Consider the following 20,364-nt stretch of genomic DNA (forward strand, 5'->3'; position numbering starts at 1 on the left):
TGAACCTTCACGGGTGAAATTAAGTTACATAATAGATTGGGCTGGAGTCATATGAACGAACGCTATTCTGCTTTGCGAAGTAATGTCAGCATGCTCGGAAAACTGCTCGGAGATACCATCAAAGATGCGCTGGGAGAAAATATCCTCGACCGCGTAGAAACTATCCGTAAGTTATCCAAGTCCTCCCGCGCAGGTAATGAAGCCAATCGTCAGGAGCTGCTGAGCACGCTGCAGAACCTCTCAAATGATGAACTGCTCCCCGTCGCCCGCGCCTTTAGCCAGTTTCTTAATCTTGCCAACACCGCAGAGCAGTACCACAGCATCTCCGCGACGGGCGAAGCGGCCAGCAACCCGGAAGTCATCGCTAAAACGCTGCAAAAACTGAAAAGTCAGCCGGGCATCAGCGAAGCAGACATTCGGGCAGCCGTTGAGTCTCTCTCTCTGGAGCTGGTGCTCACCGCTCACCCTACCGAGATCACTCGTCGTACCCTGATTCATAAACTGGTCGAAGTGAACAGCTGTCTGAAGCAACTCGACCACAGCGATCTCGCCGACTACGAGCGCAACCAAATCATGCGCCGCCTGCGTCAGCTGGTTGCTCAGGCATGGCATACCGACGAAATTCGTAAGCATCGCCCTTCCCCGGTCGACGAAGCCAAATGGGGCTTCGCGGTTGTAGAAAACAGTCTGTGGGAAGGGGTGCCAAACTACCTGCGTGAGCTTAACGAACAGCTCGAAGAGAATCTGAATTACAAACTGCCGGTGGACTTCGTCCCGGTACGCTTTACCTCCTGGATGGGCGGCGACCGCGACGGCAACCCGAACGTAACGTCCGAAATCACCCGTCACGTCCTGCTTCTCAGCCGCTGGAAAGCCACCGACCTGTTCCTGCGCGATATCGCGGTCCTGGTTTCCGAGCTGTCGATGGTGGAATGCACGGCGGAGCTTAGCGAACTGGCAGGGCCGGATGCGGGCCAGGAACCTTACCGCCACATCATGAAAGGCCTGCGCCAGCAGCTGCTCTCCACCCAGGCCTGGCTTGAAGCCCGCCTGAAAGGCCAGCGTCTGCCGAAGCCGGAAGGTCTGCTCATTCAAAACGAGCAGCTTTGGGATCCGCTCTACGCCTGTTATCAATCCCTGCAGGCCTGCGGCATGGGCATCATCGCTAACGGGCAGTTGCTGGACACCCTGCGCCGCGTGAAATGCTTCGGCGTGCCGCTGGTACGCATTGATATTCGCCAGGAAAGCACCCGCCACAGCGAAGCGCTGGGCGAAATGACCCGCTATCTTGGCATCGGCGACTACGAAAGCTGGTCAGAGGCTGATAAACAAGCCTTCCTGATCCGCGAACTGAACTCCAAGCGCCCTCTGCTGCCTCGCCAGTGGGAGCCAAGCGCTGACACTCAGGAAGTGCTGGAAACCTGCAAAGTGGTAGCCGAAGCGCCACGCGGTTCCATTGCTGCCTACGTTATTTCGATGGCCAAGACGCCGTCAGACGTGCTGGCCGTTCACCTGCTGCTGAAAGAAGCGGGCTGTACCTTCGCCCTGCCGGTTGCGCCGCTGTTTGAAACCCTCGACGACCTGAATAACGCCGACGACGTCATGACCCAGTTGCTGAATATCGACTGGTACCGTGGCTTTATCCAGGGCAAACAGATGGTGATGATTGGCTATTCCGACTCGGCGAAAGATGCTGGCGTAATGGCCGCATCCTGGGCGCAATATGAAGCGCAAGATGCGCTGATCAAAACCTGTGAGAAAGCCGGTATCGCCCTGACGTTATTCCACGGGCGCGGCGGCTCCATTGGCCGTGGCGGTGCGCCAGCGCACGCAGCTCTGCTTTCTCAGCCACCAGGCAGCCTGAAAGGTGGCCTGCGCGTCACCGAGCAAGGTGAGATGATTCGCTTTAAATACGGCCTGCCAGAAATCACCATCAGCAGCCTGTCGCTCTACACCAGCGCGATCCTTGAAGCTAACCTGCTGCCGCCGCCAGAGCCGAAGAAAGAGTGGATTCAGATCATGAACTCACTTTCTGCGACGTCCTGCGAGATGTATCGCGGCTATATTCGCGAGAACACAGACTTCGTGCCGTATTTCCGTTCCGCCACGCCGGAGCTGGAATTGGGCAAACTGCCGTTGGGCTCTCGCCCAGCTAAACGTCGTCCAAACGGCGGGGTAGAATCTTTGCGTGCAATCCCGTGGATCTTCGCCTGGACCCAAAACCGCCTGATGCTGCCGGCCTGGCTGGGCGCAGGCGCGGCGCTGCAAAAGGTCGTGGAAGAAGGCAAGCAAAGCGAGCTGGAAACAATGTGCCGCGACTGGCCGTTCTTCTCCACTCGCCTTGGCATGCTGGAGATGGTGTTTGCCAAAGCCGACCTTTGGCTGGCGGAATACTACGATCAGCGCCTGGTGAAGCCAGAGCTGTGGAAACTGGGCAAACAGTTACGTGACCAGCTGGAAGCCGACATCAAAGTCGTGCTGGATATCGCCAACGACTCACACCTGATGGAAGATTTACCGTGGATTGCCGAGTCGATTACCCTGCGTAATATCTATACCGATCCGCTGAACGTCCTGCAGGCCGAACTGCTGCACCGCTCGCGCCAGTCGGAAGAGAAAGGCGAAGCGCCTGATGCCCGCGTAGAGCAAGCCCTGATGGTCACCATCGCCGGGGTTGCGGCCGGGATGCGTAATACCGGCTAAGATTTTTTAGCTTCGTCATTTCCCCCGCAAACGCGGGGGTTTTTATTTCTAACTAGTGAAAACGCTCATCGCCACTCAACGTGCTTAACACGTTTATTGCCCCCGCCATCTTCAACAAATAAACAACAAAAAACCAAAAGTATTGGCCGTATAAATATCCCCGGAACAAGCCCGAAATTACGCTGTCATTATTCCGACACATTTTCTATATTGTGCGCAAAAGTCACCCAGCAATGGGTGACTTTTTTCGTGAGTACAAGCCACCGTAGCGTTCATAACTAAGGCTTACTTAAGGTTTTCTCATTACGGTTAATGATAATTTAATAGCACAGGCAAGAGTATGCACTTCACATTGAAACAGTCTGAACGTAAGTTCAGCATTAAAGCCCTTGGATGGGTTTTACTCTACTTTTGGTATTTTTCCTCGGTTTTGCAGATTGCCATCTTAACAACAGGCTACAGCGGTACAACGGGGCTGCGTGACTCCTTACTGTTTAGCTCTCTGTGGTTTATTCCTGTATTTCTGTTTCCACAGCGTACGCGCATTATTGCCGCCTTTATTGGCGTTATCCTTTGGGCAGCCTCAATCGCCGCCCTGGGTTACTACGTCGTCTACGGGCAGGAGTTCTCGCAAAGCGTTCTGTTTGTGATGTTCGAAACAAACGCCAACGAGGCCAGCGAATACCTGAGTCAGTATTTCAGCCTGAAGCTGCTGCTCATTGCGGTTGCCTATACGCTGGGTGCCATCTTTCTTTGGACCCGTCTGCGCCCGGTTTATATTCCAAACCCGTGGCGCTGGTTGGTTTCCTTCGCCATCCTGTTCGGCCTGGTGCTCAATCCGGTGGGTAAAGAGTGGCTTATCAACAAACGCAGCCTTGGCGAATCCTTCTCCAGTATTTCTTATCGCCTTGAGCCTGCGGCCCCCTGGCAGTTTATCGTCGCCTATACCGAATATCGCCAGCAGTTGGACAGCCTGAATAACCTGCTAACGTCCAACAATGCGCTGCCGCCGTTGGCTAACCTGAAAGACGCCTCCGGTAATGCGCCGCGCACTTTGGTACTGGTTATTGGTGAATCAACGCAGCGTGGCCGCATGAGCCTGTACGGCTACCACCGCCAGACAACGCCAGAGCTGGATGAGCTGCATAAAACTGACCCGCAAATGACGGTGTTTAATGACGTCGTCACTTCACGTCCTTACACCATTGAAATTCTGCAGCAGGCGCTGACGTTTGCAGACGAGAAAGATCCGGACCTCTACCTGACTAAGCCTTCGCTGATGAACCTGATGAAGCAGGCCGGGTACAAAACCTTCTGGATCACTAACCAGCAGACAATGACCGAACGCAACACCATGCTGGCCGTATTCTCGAAGCAGACCGACAAACAATATTATATGAACCAGCAGCGTACCCAGAGCGCGCGCGAATACGACACGAACGTCCTCGCGCCGTTTAAAGAGGTGCTGGCCGACCCTGCACCGAAAAAATTCATTATTGTGCACCTGCTCGGCACGCATATTCGGTATGACTTCCGCTACCCGGAAAACTGGAACAAGTTTGATGGTAAAACGGACGATTTACCGGCTGGATTAACCAAAGATCAGCAAGAATCCTACAACAGTTACGATAACGCCAACCTGTTTAACGACCACGTGGTTTCCACGCTGATCAAAGACTACAAGGCCAGCGATCCTAACGGCTTCCTGCTCTATTTCTCTGACCACGGGGAAGAAGTTTACGACACACCGCCGCATCAGACCCAGGGGCGTAACGAAAACAAACCTACGCGTCATATGTACACCATCCCGTTCATCGTCTGGACGTCACCGACCTGGCAGCAGGCCCACCCGCGTGACTTCTCGGGAGATATAAACCGCAAATACAGCAGCTCAGAACTGATTCATACCTGGTCTGATTTAGCCGGTTTAAGCTATGACGGCTACGACGCAACACGGGCCATCACCAGCCCGCAGTTTGTCGAAGCGACCCGCTGGATTGGTAACCCGTATGATAAAAATGCGCTGCGGGATTACGATGCGCTGCCTTACGGCGATAGCGGCAGTAATCAGTAACGCTTTTAACCCGTAAAGTAAAAAGCCCCGCTCACAGTTGAACGGGGCTTTTTTTATGTGAAATCAATGTCTACAGCTTGGGTCGAACGCCTAAAGTGTGGCAGATCGCATAGCTCATTTCCGCCCGGTTAAGCGTGTAGAAGTGGAAATCCTTCACGCCCTCCCGGCTCAGGATTTTCACCATATCCATGGCAATGTTCGCGCCCACCAACTGACGGGTTTCGGCATCGTTATCCAGGCCTTCAAACATTTGCGCCATCCACGACGGAATACGCACGTTAGTCATATCGGCAAATTTCTTCGCCTGCCGGAAGTTTGAGACAGGCAGAATACCCGGGATTATCTCGACATCAATGCCTGTGGCCGCACAGCGATCGCGGAAGCGAAGATAGCTTTCAACATCAAAGAAGAATTGAGTAATCGCGCGGTTAGCACCGGCTTCAATTTTACGGCGCAGGCTGAGTAAATCCGCCTGGGCGCTTTTGGCTTCGGGATGGACTTCCGGATAGGCCGCAACGGAAATATCAAAGTCGCCGACTTCCTTGAGCAGCCCCACCAGGTCAGAAGCATACATATCCGGCTTACCGCTGCCAGGCGGTAGATCACCACGCAATGCAACGATATGGCGGATGCCGTTGTTCCAGTAGTCCTGCGCAATCGCCTGCAGTTCATCTCGCGTTGCATCGACACAGGTCAGATGCGGGGCTGCTTCAAGGCCGGTACGCTCTTTGATGCCTTTGATGATGCTGTGGGTACGGTCACGCTCGCCGGAGTTCGCCCCGTAGGTCACGGAAACAAACGTTGGCTTCAGGATGCTTAGCCTGTCGATAGACTTCCACAGGGTTTGTTCCATTTCACTGCTGCGCGGCGGGAAAAACTCAAAGGAAACATGAATATGCCCGGCCACTTCGGCCAGACTCTGGTTCAGCGCTTCCCGCTGATTCGCGTGAAAAAAGCTCATACCCTTACCTCGTCAATCGCATCGTTATCGTGTGGTGGCGTTTTATTGCTATCCAGACGTTTAGACGTCCAGATAGAAAGATGACCGAAAAGGCGAAAGTCGTCAATGAAAATGTCACCACAAAATGTGGAGGAATTCTCACATAAGATGAATTTTTTTCAGGAGAAACGGAGAAAGGGACATGCAGGAAAACGCACTCTCTTCCAAAGAAAGAGAGTGCGGGAAAGAAACTACAGCAGTTGTGCCAGGCGGTTCAGATCGGACTGAATGGCCCCGGCGGTAACATCGCGCCCGGCGCCAGGCCCGCGGATCACCAGCGGGTTGTCACGGTACCAGCGGCTTTCAATCGCGAAGACGTTGTCACACGGCAGCAGAGCGGCAAGCGGATGCTCTGCCCGCACGGCTTCAACCCCCACGCGAGCCTTGCCGTTCGCATCAAACCGGGCCACATAACGCAGCACCAGCCCCATCTCCTGGGCAGCCTCGAGCCGCTGCAGCATTTGCTCGTTCAGCTCATCACCGTTTTCAAAGAAATGGTCAATGGAGCCGCCTTCACAACCTGCGGGCACCAGAGATTCCACACGAACCTGATCCGGCTCGATGTCATAACCCGCCTCACGGGCCAGGATCACCAGCTTACGCATGACGTCTTTACCGGACAGGTCCACGCGCGGATCTGGCTCGGTTAGCCCCTGCTGCCAGGCCTGATCAACCAGTTCTGTAAACGGCACTGTGCCGTCAAACTGCAGGAACAGCCATGAAAGGGTCCCCGAGAAAATACCGCTGATAGCCAGAATAGCATCGCCGCTGTCGCGCAGGTCGCGAACCGTATGGTTAACCGGCAGCCCTGCGCCCACCGTGGCGTTATACAGCCAGTGCCGGCCCGTTTTCTCAAACGCATCACGAATCTGGCGATACTTCTGGCCGTTCCCCGCACCGGCAAGCTTGTTAGCGCTGATCACATGGAAGCCATGGCTGGCGAAGTCCAGGTATTGATCGGCGAGCTGCTCGCTGGCGGTCACGTCCAGTACAACTAAATCATCATACGGATGAGCCCGCATCCACAGGAACAGCGACTCTTCGTCCTGCTGAACTGCCTCATCATTGAAGAAGGCCAACGCGCGACTGGCATCCAGACCGTCGTAATTCAGCAAGCTACGGCTGCTGTCCACCACGCCAGCCAGCACAAATTCAAACCCGGTACGGGCGGAGAGAATTTCCTGTTCGCGGGCAAACAGCTCAAGCCAGCGGGAACCGATGTTGCCTTTGCCGAACAGCATCAGACCGATACGCTTCTCAGCACGAAACAGCGACTTGTGTAGCCCCTGAATCAGGCTTTCCGTTGGGCCTACGCGCAGCACGGCCACCAGGCTAATGCCGTCTTCCGACTGCCAGATAAACTCCACGGGATGATCTTTCAACTGCTGCCAGAAACGGTGACTATGCAGCGGGTTGCGGCAAACGCCGGCCCCGACCATTGCTACCAGCGCCAGGCCTTCACGCAGACGAAGCTCGCCCTGCAGGCTGGCATTCTGGAGAAGCTGCAGCACGCTGTTGGCGACTTCCGAGGTGTAGCAAAGCTGCAGCAAATTGCGGTCGGGGTGCACACCAATCGACAGCGGACGCACCTGACCGCGCTTGAGGATCAGATCCAGCTCTTTTTGCGCCAGCTTGAAATCCTGATGCGACGGCACCTGATATTCGATCAGGCAAACATCGTCGTGACTGGTGACAATCCGGGCACCCGTGCCGGACGCCAGAACGCGCTCAATACGGGTCGAACCTTGCTCTGGCGAATAGCTGCAGCGCAGTTGCAGGTCGATATCGCTGCCGGATACGGGCTGTAATGTACGAGCGTGCAGCACCGGCGCGGCAAGACGAGCCAGCTCGCTGGCTTCATCCAGACGCAGCAGAGGCAACAGGCAGGCATCTTTTACTTTACGCGGATCCGCGCTGTAAACCCCGGCCACGTCGCTCCAGATAGTTACGCGAGAAACGCCAGCCAGCGCGCCAATCTGCGTCGCTGAATAGTCAGAACCGTTACGCCCCAGCAGAACAGTTTCACCCGCTTCATTGCTGCAGATAAAACCGGTCACAACCAGGCGTTTATTCGGGTGTTGGGCAAGCAGGTTTTGCAGCAGCGGCCAGGAACGGCCTTCGTCAACCTGTGGCTGGGCCGCACGTTCAGCACGCATAAAATCGCGGGCGTCCAGCCAGGCGGCTTCAACGCCCTGCTGATTCAGCACCGCAGCCATCAAACGCGCCGACCAGACTTCCCCGTGACCAACAACCTCTGCATAAACGGCATCGGTCATTTTACCGTCCAGCAGAACAGCAAGGCGCTCAAGGTCCTGGATAAACCCGGCAATCAGGCCATCCGCCACTTCCGGCGGCAGTAAACCACTAATAAGGTCGCTCTGATAGCGGCGCAGCGTTTGCTGCACCTGATGTGCGGAAAGCCTGTCGCTCTGGCTCAGCTTGAGCCAGTTAATCAACTGGTTAGTGGTACTGCCGGCGGCCGAAACCACCATCATGTCACCCGGTCTGGAATATTCGGTCATGATACCCGCCACGCGCAGGTAACATTTCACATCGGCAAGACTGCTGCCCCCAAACTTGTGCAGTTGACGAACCGGCGTCCCTGCTGGTGCTGAAACACTCATGCTTACCCCTCGGCAGCGACCCGGAAGGCATTTTCCAGATCGGCAATTAAATCTTCACTATCTTCTATACCTGTTGAAACGCGTAGCAGCGTCTCAGAAATGCCGGCGGCAGCTCGTGCCTCCGGCGCCATGCCCGCATGGGTCATGGTTGCGGCGTGAGAAATCAAGCTTTCCACGCCCCCCAGCGATTCCGCCAGGGTAAACAGCGACAGCGCCCCCAGGAAACGACGCAGCGTTTGCTCGTCACCGTCGAGCTCAAAGCTCAGCATCGCGCCAAACCCTTTTTGCTGACGGGCCGCAATCTCGTGGCCCTGGTTTTCCGGCAGTGAAGGATGATACAGCTTTTTCACCAACGGTTGCTGCTTGAGAAACTCAACAATGGCCTGAGCATTACGTTGAGCCACTTCCATACGTGGCGACAGAGTGCGCAGGCCACGCAACAGCAGGTAGCTGTCAAATGCGCTGCCGGTGACGCCAATGTTATTCGCCCACCATGCCAGTTCGGTGACCGTGGCCGGATCTTTTGCAATAACAACGCCCGCAACCACATCCGAATGGCCGTTGAGGTACTTGGTGCAAGAGTGCAGAACCAGATCGGCCCCCAACGCCAGCGGGTTTTGCAGTGCCGGGCTCAGGAAGGTGTTATCCACCACGCTAATCGCACCCGCTTCACGCGCTGCGGCACAGATTTTCGCAATATCCACGACGCGCAACAATGGATTACTTGGACTTTCTACCAGTACCAGCTTTGGTTTTTCCGCCAGCGCAGAGTTTAAAGCCTCTTCATCATTCTGATCGACGAATAAAACGCGGTAAGCCCCACGTTTTGCCAGACTATCGAACAGGCGGTAGCTGCCCCCATAGCAGTCGTGAGGCGCCACCAGCAGGTCGCCAGGTTTCAGGAATACGGTGGTGACCAGATGAATGGCCGACATGCCGGTATTGGTCATTACTGCCCCAGCCCCGCCTTCCAGCTCCGCTAGCGCCCGCTGTACTACGTCGCGCGTTGGGTTTCCCCGGCGTGAATAATCATGGGCACGCGGTTCATTAAAGCCGGTAAAGTTATAGGTGCTGGACAGGTGAATAGGTGGAACGACGCAGCCGTATTGCTCGTCATCATTCAAACCGCTACGAACTGCGATGGTTGCCTGTTTACGCGTCATGGTGTGCCCGATCCTTGCTGGTCGAATAAAAGTCAGGCCTCAGAGTAAACAACCGCAGTATAGACGTCAATACATCTGGACATCTAAACCTCTTTGCGTATAGATTGAGCAAAAGGCAAATAGCCGTTAAAATTATGCGTTTTAGAGTGTATATGTCTGAGTTTCGCGCTCAGGAAAGGGTTATCCTGTGTTGTACACTAAAAGAGATAATCGTCAGCGCCGCGGATTTACCCGGCTTTGGCACGTTTTCATAGATTAAGAGGATTAAGGTATCTCATGGCTGAATGGAGCGGCGAATATATCAGCCCCTACGCTGAGCACGGTAAGAAGAGTGAACAAGTAAAGAAAATTACGGTTTCCATTCCTCTGAAAGTGTTGAAGATCCTCACCGACGAACGCACGCGTCGCCAGGTGAATAACCTGCGTCATGCGACCAACAGTGAATTGCTGTGTGAAGCTTTTTTGCACGCCTTCACCGGCCAGCCGCTGCCGAACGATGCTGACCTGCGTAAAGAGCGCAGCGATGAAATCCCGGAAGATGCGAAGGTCATTATGCGTGAACTGGGGATCGATCCGGATACGTGGGAATATTAAGATCTGGTGTTAAGGCGTCTGCGGGCGCCTTTTCTTATTGCGTTACCGGATAACAGACACAAAAAAGGCGCCTTCAGGCGCCTTTCTCTTTCCAGAGTGCGAAACTTATTTTTTCGCGCCTGGTACGCTGAAGCGCTTGTTGAAGCGATCAACACGGCCGCCGGTAGCAACATCACGCTGTTTACCAGTGTAGAACGGGTGGCACTGACCACATACGTCCAGGTTCAGATCGTGACCTACGGTGGAGCGGATCTTGATAACATTACCGCAAGAGCAGTTTGCAGTAATTTCTTCGTATTTAGGATGGATATCTTTTTTCATGGTAAACCTCGGTAAAGGCCGCGTCGCTCTTCCAGCCCTAACGCCAGACACCACGCGATGTTAATAAATTAGGTTTTTTGATACCAAAACTGCGCATCAAAGGCGGCGAATCATACAGAAATTGCTCACCCGGTGCAAACTGATCCGCAATTTTGCAAGCGCACAGTGTACACTAATACGTCATTTTTTTCAGCCTGGATGCTTTCATGCCCGTAGCCCACGTTGCACTGCCGGTTCCGCTGGCCCGTACCTTCGACTATCTGCTGCCAGAAGGCGTGCAGGTTAGCGCAGGCTGCCGCGTACAGGTGCCGTTTGGCAAGCAACGCGAAGCTGTCGGTATCGTCATGTCGGTCAGCCAGGCGAGCGATCTGCCGCTGGAAAAACTCAAGCCCGTTGGCGAAGTTCTCGATGGGCGCTCGCTGTTCACGCCGTCACTCTGGCGCGTGCTGCTGTGGGCTGCGGAGTATTATCATCACCCGATAGGCGAAGTGCTCTTTCACGCTCTGCCAATTCTTCTTCGCCAGGGGAAACCTGCGCACCATGCTCCGCTCTGGTACTGGTTTGCTACGGAAGAAGGAAAAGCCGTTGATCTGAACAGTCTCAAACGCGCGCCTAAACAGCAGCAGGCACTGGCGGCGCTGCGGCACAATATCGTCTGGCGGCATCAAATCGGCGAGCTGGAAATCAGTGAGCCGGGGTTACAGGCGCTGAGAACAAAAGGGCTGTGTGATTTAAAAAGCGCGGCGCCTGCGGAAGAAGACTGGCGGGCAAGCTATGCCGTTGCCGGTGAGCGGCTGAGACTGAATACGGAACAGGCCACCGCCGTGGGAGCTATCCACAGCGAATCTGACCATTTCTCCGCCTGGCTGCTCGCCGGCATCACCGGCTCCGGCAAAACTGAGGTTTACCTCAGTGTGCTTGAAAATGTGCTGGCACAGGGCAAGCAGGCTTTAGTGCTGGTGCCCGAAATTGGCCTGACTCCGCAAACTATCGCCCGCTTCCGGGAGCGTTTTAACGCGCCGGTTGAAGTCCTGCACTCCGGGCTGAATGACAGTGAAAGGCTCAGCGTGTGGCTAAAAGCACGCAGCGGTGAGGCGGCCATCGTCATTGGTACCCGTTCTTCTCTGTTCACGCCGTTCTGTCGTCTCGGCGTCATCGTCATCGATGAGGAACATGACAGCTCCTATAAACAGCAAGAAGGCTGGCGCTATCACGCTCGCGATTTAGCCGTTTACCGGGCGCATGCTGAAAACATTCCGATCATTCTCGGCTCGGCAACGCCAGCGTTAGAAACTCTGCACAATGTTCAGGTGGGAAAATATCGCCAGCTACGCCTGACTAAACGTGCCGGAAACGCACGCCCGGCTCACCAGCAGGTTGTCGACCTGAAAGGGCAGCAGCTCAAAGCCGGCTTAGCCCCTGCACTGCTCAAAAAGATAGGCGAGCATCTTGCCGCAGATAATCAGGTGATCCTTTTCCTCAACCGCCGCGGCTTCGCACCTGCCCTGCTCTGCCACGAATGCGGCTGGATTGCGGAATGCGCACGGTGCGATCATTACTACACGCTGCACCAGGGCCAGCGCCATCTGCGTTGCCACCATTGCGACAGCCAGCGCGCGATCCCGCAGCAGTGCCCGCAGTGCGGCTCCACGCATCTGGTTCCGGTGGGAATGGGGACCGAACAGCTTGAACACAGCCTTGAGCCGCTGTTCCCGAACGTACCGATTTCCCGCATCGACCGCGATACCACCAGCCGCAAAGGCGCCCTGGAACAACAGCTGGCCGAAGTGCACCGGGGCGGCGCGCGAATTCTTATCGGCACACAAATGCTGGCTAAAGGGCACCACTTCCCTGATGTCACACTGGTCGCCTTACTCGACGTAGACGGCGCGCTTTTCTCCGCAGATTTTCGTGCCGCCGAACGCTTTGCCCAGCTCTACGTCCAGGTTTCTGGTCGAGCGGGACGAGCCGGTAAGCAAGGTGAAGTCCTGCTGCAAACGCACCATCCTGAACACCCTTTGCTGCAAACTCTGCTGACCAAAGGCTACGATGCGTTTTCCAGCCAGGCATTGAGCGAACGCCAAACGGTATTTTTGCCGCCGTACACCAGCCATGTATTGATTCGGGCCGAAGATCAGAACAACCACCAGGCCCCGCTATTTTTGCAGCAGTTGCGTAATCTGCTGGAGGCCAGCCCGCTGCGCGATGAGCAGCTCTGGATCATGGGGCCAGTTCCCTCGCTGCAGCCCAAACGCGGCGGGCGTTTTCGCTGGCAAATCTTGTTGCAGCATCCATCGCGCGGGCGCCTGCAAAAACTGGTCAGCCATTCACTCACGCTGATCAACACGCTCCCCGAAGCCCGGAAAGTGAAATGGATGCTGGATGTTGACCCTATCGACGGGTAGCACAATCGGGCTGGTTATGCGAAGCCGATCGAAAAATCTAATACTCATCACATTTCTTGTGAAAAATTTGTAACCGCTTACAGCCAACTTCTGCTAAGAATGTGATGACTGTCAGACACACAGGAGTGTTGACGATAGCGGCGTGCATGTGAGGAGAAGAAGTGAAGCCGAAGAAACCGGTGGTGAATGCCACCATGAAAGATGTCGCCGTGCAGGCAAAAGTGTCTACTGCAACGGTATCCCGCGCCTTAATGAACCCGGACAAAGTTTCACAAAGTACCCGTAATCGCGTGGAACAGGCGGCGATTGAAGTGGGGTATTTGCCTCATTCCCTGGGGCGTAACATCAAACGCAGCGAATCACGCACTATTCTGGTCATCGTGCCGGATATCTGCGATCCGTTTTTCAGCGAAATCATTCGCGGTATTGAAGTTACCGCAGCTTCACACGGCTATCTCGTGCTGATTGGCGATTGCGCCCACCAAAATCAGCAGGAAAAAACCTTCATCGACCTGATCATCACCAAACAAATTGATGGCATGCTGCTGCTGGGCTCACGCCTGCCGTTTGACGCCAGTAAAGAAGAGCAACGCAATCTGCCGCCGATGGTCATGGCCAATGAGTTTGCCCCTGAGCTGGAACTGCCCACGGTGCATATCGACAATCTGACCGCCGCCTTTAACGCCGTTTACTATCTGCAAGAGCTCGGGCATCAGCGCATTGCCTGTATTGCCGGGCCTGAAGAAATGCCGCTTTGCCATTATCGCTTACAGGGATACGTTCAGGCGCTTCGCCGCAACGGCATCGTCGTCGATCCTCACTATATTGCGCGCGGTGATTTTACCTATGAAGCAGGCGCCGCAGCGCTGGCACAGCTTATTGCCCTGCCCGAACCCCCAACCGCCATTTTCTGCCATAGCGATGTGATGGCGCTAGGGGCGCTGTCTCAGGCAAAGCGCAGCGGGCTTAAAGTCCCGGAAGATTTATCGATTATGGGCTTCGACGATATTGCCCTGTCGCAGTTCTGTGACCCGCCCCTCACCACCGTCGCACAACCCCGTTTCGATATTGGTAAGGAAGCTATGCTGCTATTGCTGGACAACATGAACGGCCAAAACGTTAACAGCGGCTCACGCCTGCTGGACTGCGATCTTATTGAGCGAGGCAGCACTGCCGCGCCCGGCAGCAGAAATTGAGCCGTTTTTAAGACTGCATAAACTGGTCAAAGCCCCGCCCCTTAAGTAACATGGCGGACTGATAAACGAATAAAGACAGCGAAACGATAGTGGCACAACGAGATTATGTAAGCCGCGGGCAATCGGCAGGGACGCGGCGCAAAAAAAGTACACCCCGCAAAAAGCAACGTAGTCTGCCCTCCGTCTCTCCAACGATGGTTGCCATTGCGGCCGCAGTCGTGGTGGCCTTTGTCGGTGCTCTTTACTTTATTACTCACCATAAGAAAGAAGAGATTGACGCGCTTCCTGGCCACAAAGTGACCGGCAATGGCTTGCCGCCAAAACCGGAAGAGCGCTGGCGTTACATTAAAGAGCTGGAAAACCGCCAGCCTGGCGTACGTGCGCCTACCGAACCGACAGCCGGCGGCGAAGTCATGAACCAAAGCCAGCTAACCAACGAACAGCGCCAGTTGCTGGAGCAAATGCAGGCGGATATGCGCCAGCAGCCTACGCAGCTGAATGAAGTCCCGTGGAATGAGCAAACCCCTGCCCAGCGCCAGCAAACGCTGCAGCGCCAGAAACAGATTGTGCAGCAAACTCAGCCTGTGCAACAGCAGCAGTGGAACACGCAGACGCAGCAGCCTCGCGTTCAGCAGCGTGTAGCGGAACAGCCATACCAGCAGCCGCGTAACACGCAACAAACCACGCAGCCTTATCAGCAGCCAAAAACTGTACCGCAGCAACAGCCGAAAACCTCTACGGCAAATAATCAGCAGCCGTATCAGGATCTGCTGCAAACGCCACCGCACAGCCAGCAAAAAGCGCCACAGCAAACCAAACCGGTTCAGCGTGAAGCCCAGCCTGCACCAATTACGCGTGAGCCAGAAGTGGCTAAGCAGGCTCCTGCTGCTCAGGAGAAAAAAGATGAAAAACGCTGGATGGTGCAGTGTGGTTCATTTAAAGGCAGCGAACAGGCGGAAACCGTTCGTGCTCAGCTGGCGTTTGAAGGCTTTGACTCCCGCATTACCACCAATAACGGCTGGAACCGCGTCGTCATTGGGCCAATCAAAGGTAAAGACAACGCCGATGGCACCATCAATCGGCTGAAGATGGCTGGACATACCAGCTGTATTCGTCTTGCCGCCGGGGGTTGAAACCCCAAAATTGCCCCCCATTTATAATGGCATTAGGCCCTGCGCACCGCGCAGGGCTCCTGTTTAGCTGATGCAAAAGGGGTCCGATCGTGACAACAATAGTAAGTGTACGTCGTAACGGCCATGTGGTTATTGCCGGCGATGGCCAGGCCACGCTGGGTAATACCGTCATGAAAGGTAACGTCAAAAAAGTACGTCGCCTGTACAACGATAAAGTGATCGCGGGTTTTGCCGGCGGTACTGCGGATGCCTTCACGCTGTTCGAACTGTTTGAGCGCAAGCTGGAAATGCATCAGGGTCACCTGGTGAAAGCCGCCGTTGAGCTGGCGAAAGACTGGCGTACCGACCGCATGCTGCGCAAGCTTGAAGCGCTGCTGGCCGTGGCCGACGAAAGCGCATCGCTGATCATCACCGGTAACGGCGATGTCATCCAGCCTGAAAACGATCTGATTGCCATCGGCTCCGGCGGCCCGTACGCCCAGGCCGCAGCCCGTGCCCTTCTGGAAAATACCGAAATGGGCGCGCGCGATATCGCTGTGAAAGCGTTGGATATTGCAGGTGATATCTGCGTTTATACCAACCACTTCCATACCATCGAAGAATTACCGTCTAAAGCGTAAGGATCTCCCATGTCTGAAATGACCCCACGCGAAATTGTTAGCGAGCTGAATAAACACATTATCGGCCAGGACAACGCTAAGCGCTCCGTCGCTATCGCCTTACGTAACCGCTGGCGCCGTATGCAGCTTGATGAAGAGCTGCGCCATGAAGTTACCCCTAAAAACATTTTGATGATCGGCCCAACCGGCGTGGGTAAAACCGAAATTGCCCGTCGCCTGGCAAAACTGGCCAATGCGCCGTTCATCAAAGTTGAAGCGACCAAATTCACCGAAGTCGGCTATGTGGGCAAAGAAGTGGACTCCATTATCCGCGATCTGACCGATGCCGCAGTCAAAATGGTACGCATGCAGTCTATCGAGAAGAACCGCTACCGCGCTGAAGAGATGGCCGAAGAGCGTATTCTCGACGTGCTGATCCCGCCGGCGAAGAACAACTGGGGCCAGTCGGAAGCCCAGCAGGAACCTTCTGCTGCTCGCCAGTCGTTCCGCAAGAAACTGCGCGAAGGCCAACTGGATGATAAAGAGATTGAAATCGATCTCGCCGCTGCGCCGATGGGCGTAGAAATTATGGCGCCTCCAGGCATGGAAGAGATGACCAGCCAGCTACAGTCCATGTTCCAGAACCTGGGCGGCCAGAAGCAAAAACCACGCAAGCTGAAAATCAAAGATGCGATGAAGCTGCTGGTGGAAGAAGAAGCGGCGAAGCTGGTGAACCCGGAAGAGCTGAAGCAGGACGCCATCGACGCAGTTGAGCAGCACGGGATCGTGTTTATCGACGAAATCGACAAAATTTGTAAACGCGGCGGCAACAGCTCCGGCCCGGATGTGTCCCGCGAAGGCGTACAGCGTGACCTGCTGCCGCTGGTAGAAGGCTGCACCGTATCCACCAAGCACGGCATGGTAAAAACTGACCACATCCTGTTTATCGCTTCCGGCGCGTTCCAGGTTGCGAGCCCGTCAGACCTGATTCCTGAGCTGCAGGGGCGTTTGCCTATCCGCGTTGAGCTGCAGGCGCTGACCGTGGACGATTTCGAGCGTATCCTGACCGAACCTAACGCCTCCGTGACCGTACAGTACAAAGCGCTGATGGCAACCGAAGGCGTGAACATCGACTTTACCGAGGACGGTATTCGTCGTATTGCTCAGGCTGCCTGGCAGGTAAACGAATCTACCGAAAACATCGGGGCGCGTCGCCTTCACACCGTGCTTGAACGTCTGATGGAAGATATCTCCTATGACGCCAGCGAGTTAGATGGTCAGTCCATCCTGATCGATGCCGAATACGTCGGTAAACATCTGGATGAGCTGGTTGCAGATGAAGACCTGAGCCGTTTTATCCTATAATCCGGCTAACGCATTTTCTTCATTTGAAATGGAGGGCTTATGCCCTCCATTTTTTTATCTAAACTGGCAACCAAATAATGAGCGATTCGCAACCTACAAGTGTCACCCAGGCCTGGCTGGAAAGCCTTCGCCCACGCACGCTACCTCTGGCGTTTGCTTCAATCGTCTGCGGTTCGGCCCTGACCTACTGGCAGGGTGTCTTTGATCCGGCCGTGGCGCTGCTGGCGCTGCTGACCGCCGGACTTTTGCAGATCCTGTCTAACCTCGCCAATGACTATGGCGACGCGGTCAAAGGCAGCGACAAAGAAGACCGTCTCGGGCCACTACGCGGGATGCAAAAAGGAATGATTACTCAGGCGCAGATGAAACGTGCGCTGGTCATCACCGTCATCCTCATTTGTTTGTCGGGCCTGTCGCTGGTCGCCCTTGCCTGCCATACCTTCTCCGATTTCATGGGCTTCTTGCTACTTGGGCTGCTGTCTATCGTCGCCGCCATTACCTACACCGTCGGCACCCGTCCTTATGGCTACATGGGGCTGGGAGATATCTCAGTGCTGGTCTTCTTCGGCTGGATTAGCGTGGCGGGTACCTGGTATCTGCAGGCTAATTCGCTGGCGGCGCTGGTTATTCTTCCGGCCACGGCCTGTGGGTTACTCGCCACCGCAGTGCTGAATATCAATAACCTGCGTGATATCGATAGCGATCGTGAGAACGGTAAAAATACCCTTGCTGTACGTCTTGGGCCAATTGTTGCACGCCGCTATCATGCCGCTCTGCTCATCGGGGCTTTGGTCTGTCTCGCCCTGTTTAACCTTATCTGGCTCAAGAGCCTGTGGGGATGGTTATTTGTTCTGGCCGCGCCGCTGCTGCTCAAGCAGGTTGCCTACGTCATGCGGGAGCAAGATCCCGTGGCGATGCGCCCGATGCTGGAACGCACCGTCAAAGCCGCGTTGCTGACGAATCTGCTGTTTGCTCTGGGCGTCGTCCTCAGTACCGTTGTGTGATGACTGACAAATATCAATTAACAATTGATGATTTTGCCAACAGTTAACAGAACGCGATATACTGACAACTCCTGCAGCAAATGAACCTTAATCCTATGAAATACGATACTTCTGAGCTTTGTGACATCTACCAGGAAGAGGTCAACGTCGTTGAGCCGTTGTTCTCCAACTTTGGTGGCCGCTCGTCATTTGGTGGGCAAATCATCACGGTGAAATGTTTCGAGGACAACGGGTTGCTGTACGATCTGCTCGAAGAGAATGGCCGTGGGCGAGTCCTGCTGGTAGACGGCGGTGGTTCAGTACGCCGCGCGCTGATTGATGCGGAACTGGCTCGTCTTGCGCTGCAAAACGAGTGGGAAGGCATTGTGGTTTACGGCGCGGTGCGCCAGGTGGATGACCTGGAAGAGCTGGACATTGGCATCCAGGCGATTGCCGCCATCCCGGCTGGCTCCGCGGGAGAAGGCATCGGCGAAAGCGATGTGCGCGTCAATTTTGGTGGCGTGACCTTCTTCTCAGGCGACCATCTGTATGCCGATAACACCGGCATCATTCTCTCCGAAGATCCGCTGGATATTGAGTAATCCGGTCGATGAATAGCAAAACGGGCGCCTGAGGCGCCCGTTCTTTTTTGTCGGAAGCAGGAATTACACTTCTTCCATTTTGCCCAGCAGCGCGTGTAAACGCTCCTGCCAGACGTGCTGTTGTTCTTTCAGGCTGCTGTTTTCACGCACCAGCTCTTCATGGTTGCTTTGCGCCTGCTGAACTTCCTGAGCCAGACCGTTATTTTTCTCTTTCAGCTCTTCGATTTCCATCTGTAACAACGTAATCGTGTCAACCGCCTGCTGAACTTTTGCTTCCAGTTTCTCAAACACTTCAAATGACATTTCGAACTCTCCTGAATGGCAAGGCGTTGATGGATGGCTATCCTCGTCCCGATTCTACGGCGACGCCTTTATGAACGTATGCACAACACGTAGCGTAACTCGATTGTAAGTAGCCCGGATGCCCGTGTCCAGCGGCTTACCGCGCTCTTTGCGTAACATGACGTTTTTCAGCCTATGCTGAAAGCCAGGGTTCACGGTCGATTCGAATTGTTAAAAAACACGTTAACAAAACGCGTAATTTCCCCTTCTTTCCCATGAGGCACCGCTCATTTTTTAGCGCGAAAACGCTCATTTTCTTGACGCACCACGCACATTTTAAGTTCGATATTTCTCGTTTGTGCTCGTTAACGATAAATTAACACCATGCCTACATGGCATAAAGGTGACAAGGATGCTCGACAACAATAATCATCAATTTGCCTTCAGGACCCCACTATGAGTCAGACCGCTACAACAACCTTAAAAGGCCAGTGCATCGCCGAATTCATGGGTACCGCGTTGTTGATCTTCTTCGGTGTGGGATGTGTTGCTGCATTGAAAGTGGCCGGTGCCACCTTCGGGCAGTGGGAAATCAGCATCATCTGGGGCTTAGGGGTGGCAATGGCCATCTATATGACCGCAGGAGTTTCCGGCGCACATCTTAACCCGGCAGTAACGATCGCACTCTGGCTGTTCGCTTGTTTTGACGGACGCAAAGTCGTGCCGTTTATTATTTCACAGTTCCTTGGCGCATTCTGCGCCGCCGCGTTGGTTTATGGCTTATATTACAATCTGTTCCTCGACTACGAACAAACGCACCATATGGTGCGCGGCAGCGTAGAAAGTCTGGATTTGGCGGGCATTTTCTCCACCTATCCGAACCCACACATTAACTTCGTCCAGGCATTCGCCGTAGAAATGGTGATCACTGCCATTCTGATGGGCGTCATTCTGGCGCTGACCGACGATGGCAACGGCGTGCCGCGTGGCCCACTGGCTCCGCTGCTGATTGGCCTGCTGATTGCGGTGATCGGCGCGTCCATGGGACCACTGACCGGGTTTGCGATGAACCCAGCGCGTGACCTTGGGCCGAAGACCTTTGCGTGGCTGGCTGGCTGGGGCGACGTCGCCTTCACCGGTGGGAAAGATATTCCTTACTTCCTGGTGCCGCTGTTTGCGCCTATTCTCGGCGCTTCCCTTGGCGCATTCGGCTACCGTAAATTGATTGGTCGCCACCTGCCATGCGACGTCTGCGTTGTCGAAGAAGACAAGCCGGACAGCAAGGTGACCTCTCAGCAAAAAGCACTGTAATACTGACTT

General features: G+C 54.8%; 16 protein-coding genes. 11 read left to right on the top strand and 5 right to left on the bottom strand.

The window, feature by feature from the left end:
- Positions 1-51: 51 nt before the first annotated feature.
- Both ppc and F3J28_RS20420 read left to right on the top strand, forming a co-directional pair.
- Positions 52-2,703: a phosphoenolpyruvate carboxylase gene (ppc, locus tag F3J28_RS20415; protein ID WP_166879269.1), complete on the top strand. Its 2,652-nt coding sequence runs from the start codon at positions 52-54 to the stop codon at positions 2,701-2,703.
- A 340-nt stretch (positions 2,704-3,043) separates the two neighbouring features.
- Entirely contained in the window at positions 3,044-4,777 is a 1,734-nt protein-coding gene (locus F3J28_RS20420; RefSeq protein WP_166879271.1) for a phosphoethanolamine transferase CptA, read from the top strand.
- A gap of 70 nt (positions 4,778-4,847) precedes the next feature.
- Here F3J28_RS20420 and metF read toward each other — a convergent pair whose 3' ends face one another.
- The 3 genes from metF to metB all read right to left on the bottom strand — a co-directional run bounded on the left by metF (position 4,848) and on the right by metB (position 9,564).
- Positions 4,848-5,738: a methylenetetrahydrofolate reductase gene (metF, locus tag F3J28_RS20425; protein WP_008457556.1), complete on the bottom strand. Its 891-nt coding sequence runs from the start codon at positions 5,736-5,738 to the stop codon at positions 4,848-4,850.
- A gap of 230 nt (positions 5,739-5,968) precedes the next feature.
- Positions 5,969-8,401, bottom strand: a complete 2,433-nt coding sequence (locus F3J28_RS20430) for a bifunctional aspartate kinase/homoserine dehydrogenase II (RefSeq protein ID WP_166879274.1) — start codon at positions 8,399-8,401, stop codon at positions 5,969-5,971.
- Between the two features lie 2 nt (positions 8,402-8,403).
- Complete coding sequence (metB, locus tag F3J28_RS20435; protein WP_039289182.1) at positions 8,404-9,564, bottom strand: cystathionine gamma-synthase; 1,161 nt, start codon at positions 9,562-9,564, stop codon at positions 8,404-8,406.
- Between the two features lie 276 nt (positions 9,565-9,840).
- On the opposite strand from metB, the gene metJ reads away from it, so the two are divergent.
- Positions 9,841-10,158, top strand: a complete 318-nt coding sequence (gene metJ / locus F3J28_RS20440; protein WP_008457553.1) for a met regulon transcriptional regulator MetJ — start codon at positions 9,841-9,843, stop codon at positions 10,156-10,158.
- 105 nt (positions 10,159-10,263) lie between these two features.
- Here metJ and rpmE read toward each other — a convergent pair whose 3' ends face one another.
- Positions 10,264-10,479 carry a 50S ribosomal protein L31 gene (gene rpmE / locus F3J28_RS20445; protein ID WP_008457552.1) on the bottom strand — a complete coding sequence of 72 codons (216 nt, stop codon included), beginning with the start codon at positions 10,477-10,479 and terminating at the stop codon, positions 10,264-10,266.
- A gap of 206 nt (positions 10,480-10,685) precedes the next feature.
- Here rpmE and priA point away from each other — a divergent pair, with 206 nt between their 5' ends.
- The 7 genes from priA (at position 10,686) to rraA (ending at position 18,762) form a co-directional block, all read left to right on the top strand.
- A complete protein-coding gene (gene priA / locus F3J28_RS20450; protein ID WP_166879276.1) occupies positions 10,686-12,884 on the top strand; it encodes a primosomal protein N' in 2,199 nt (732 codons plus the stop codon).
- Between the two features lie 161 nt (positions 12,885-13,045).
- Positions 13,046-14,080: a DNA-binding transcriptional regulator CytR gene (gene cytR, locus F3J28_RS20455; protein WP_008457548.1), complete on the top strand. Its 1,035-nt coding sequence runs from the start codon at positions 13,046-13,048 to the stop codon at positions 14,078-14,080.
- Between the two features lie 89 nt (positions 14,081-14,169).
- Positions 14,170-15,213 (top strand): cell division protein FtsN, encoded by a 1,044-nt coding sequence (gene ftsN / locus F3J28_RS20460; protein WP_166879279.1) that lies wholly within the window; start codon positions 14,170-14,172, stop codon positions 15,211-15,213.
- Between the two features lie 89 nt (positions 15,214-15,302).
- Positions 15,303-15,833 (top strand): ATP-dependent protease subunit HslV, encoded by a 531-nt coding sequence (gene hslV / locus F3J28_RS20465; protein WP_008457544.1) that lies wholly within the window; start codon positions 15,303-15,305, stop codon positions 15,831-15,833.
- A gap of 9 nt (positions 15,834-15,842) precedes the next feature.
- Entirely contained in the window at positions 15,843-17,177 is a 1,335-nt protein-coding gene (gene hslU, locus F3J28_RS20470; protein ID WP_038477050.1) for an ATP-dependent protease ATPase subunit HslU, read from the top strand.
- A 77-nt stretch (positions 17,178-17,254) separates the two neighbouring features.
- Positions 17,255-18,181, top strand: a complete 927-nt coding sequence (menA, locus tag F3J28_RS20475) for a 1,4-dihydroxy-2-naphthoate polyprenyltransferase (protein ID WP_166879282.1) — start codon at positions 17,255-17,257, stop codon at positions 18,179-18,181.
- Between the two features lie 95 nt (positions 18,182-18,276).
- Positions 18,277-18,762 (top strand): ribonuclease E activity regulator RraA, encoded by a 486-nt coding sequence (rraA, locus tag F3J28_RS20480; RefSeq protein WP_008457535.1) that lies wholly within the window; start codon positions 18,277-18,279, stop codon positions 18,760-18,762.
- 63 nt (positions 18,763-18,825) lie between these two features.
- Here rraA and zapB read toward each other — a convergent pair whose 3' ends face one another.
- A complete protein-coding gene (gene zapB, locus F3J28_RS20485; protein WP_008457532.1) occupies positions 18,826-19,065 on the bottom strand; it encodes a septal ring assembly protein ZapB in 240 nt (79 codons plus the stop codon).
- A 435-nt stretch (positions 19,066-19,500) separates the two neighbouring features.
- On the opposite strand from zapB, the gene F3J28_RS20490 reads away from it, so the two are divergent.
- Positions 19,501-20,355 (top strand): MIP/aquaporin family protein, encoded by an 855-nt coding sequence (locus tag F3J28_RS20490; protein ID WP_008457530.1) that lies wholly within the window; start codon positions 19,501-19,503, stop codon positions 20,353-20,355.
- Positions 20,356-20,364: the final 9 nt, after the last annotated feature.

Origin of the sequence: Enterobacter sp. Ap-1006 (assembly GCF_011752835.1) — a bacterium.
Lineage (GTDB): Bacteria > Pseudomonadota > Gammaproteobacteria > Enterobacterales > Enterobacteriaceae > Cedecea.

Bases quoted from the DNA above. Each gene is read 5' to 3' on its own strand.
- F3J28_RS20420 (WP_166879271.1), top strand. From the start codon at position 3,044: ATGCACTTCACATTGAAACAGTCTGAACGTAAGTTCAGCATTAAAGCC.
- F3J28_RS20430 (WP_166879274.1), bottom strand. From the start codon at position 8,401: ATGAGTGTTTCAGCACCAGCAGGGACGCCGGTTCGTCAACTGCACAAG.
- menA (WP_166879282.1), top strand. From the start codon at position 17,255: ATGAGCGATTCGCAACCTACAAGTGTCACCCAGGCCTGGCTGGAAAGC.
- metF (WP_008457556.1), bottom strand. From the start codon at position 5,738: ATGAGCTTTTTTCACGCGAATCAGCGGGAAGCGCTGAACCAGAGTCTG.
- F3J28_RS20490 (WP_008457530.1), top strand. From the start codon at position 19,501: ATGAGTCAGACCGCTACAACAACCTTAAAAGGCCAGTGCATCGCCGAA.
- priA (WP_166879276.1), top strand. From the start codon at position 10,686: ATGCCCGTAGCCCACGTTGCACTGCCGGTTCCGCTGGCCCGTACCTTC.
- metJ (WP_008457553.1), top strand. From the start codon at position 9,841: ATGGCTGAATGGAGCGGCGAATATATCAGCCCCTACGCTGAGCACGGT.
- zapB (WP_008457532.1), bottom strand. From the start codon at position 19,065: ATGTCATTTGAAGTGTTTGAGAAACTGGAAGCAAAAGTTCAGCAGGCG.
- rpmE (WP_008457552.1), bottom strand. From the start codon at position 10,479: ATGAAAAAAGATATCCATCCTAAATACGAAGAAATTACTGCAAACTGC.
- metB (WP_039289182.1), bottom strand. From the start codon at position 9,564: ATGACGCGTAAACAGGCAACCATCGCAGTTCGTAGCGGTTTGAATGAT.
- rraA (WP_008457535.1), top strand. From the start codon at position 18,277: ATGAAATACGATACTTCTGAGCTTTGTGACATCTACCAGGAAGAGGTC.
- hslU (WP_038477050.1), top strand. From the start codon at position 15,843: ATGTCTGAAATGACCCCACGCGAAATTGTTAGCGAGCTGAATAAACAC.
- ppc (WP_166879269.1), top strand. From the start codon at position 52: ATGAACGAACGCTATTCTGCTTTGCGAAGTAATGTCAGCATGCTCGGA.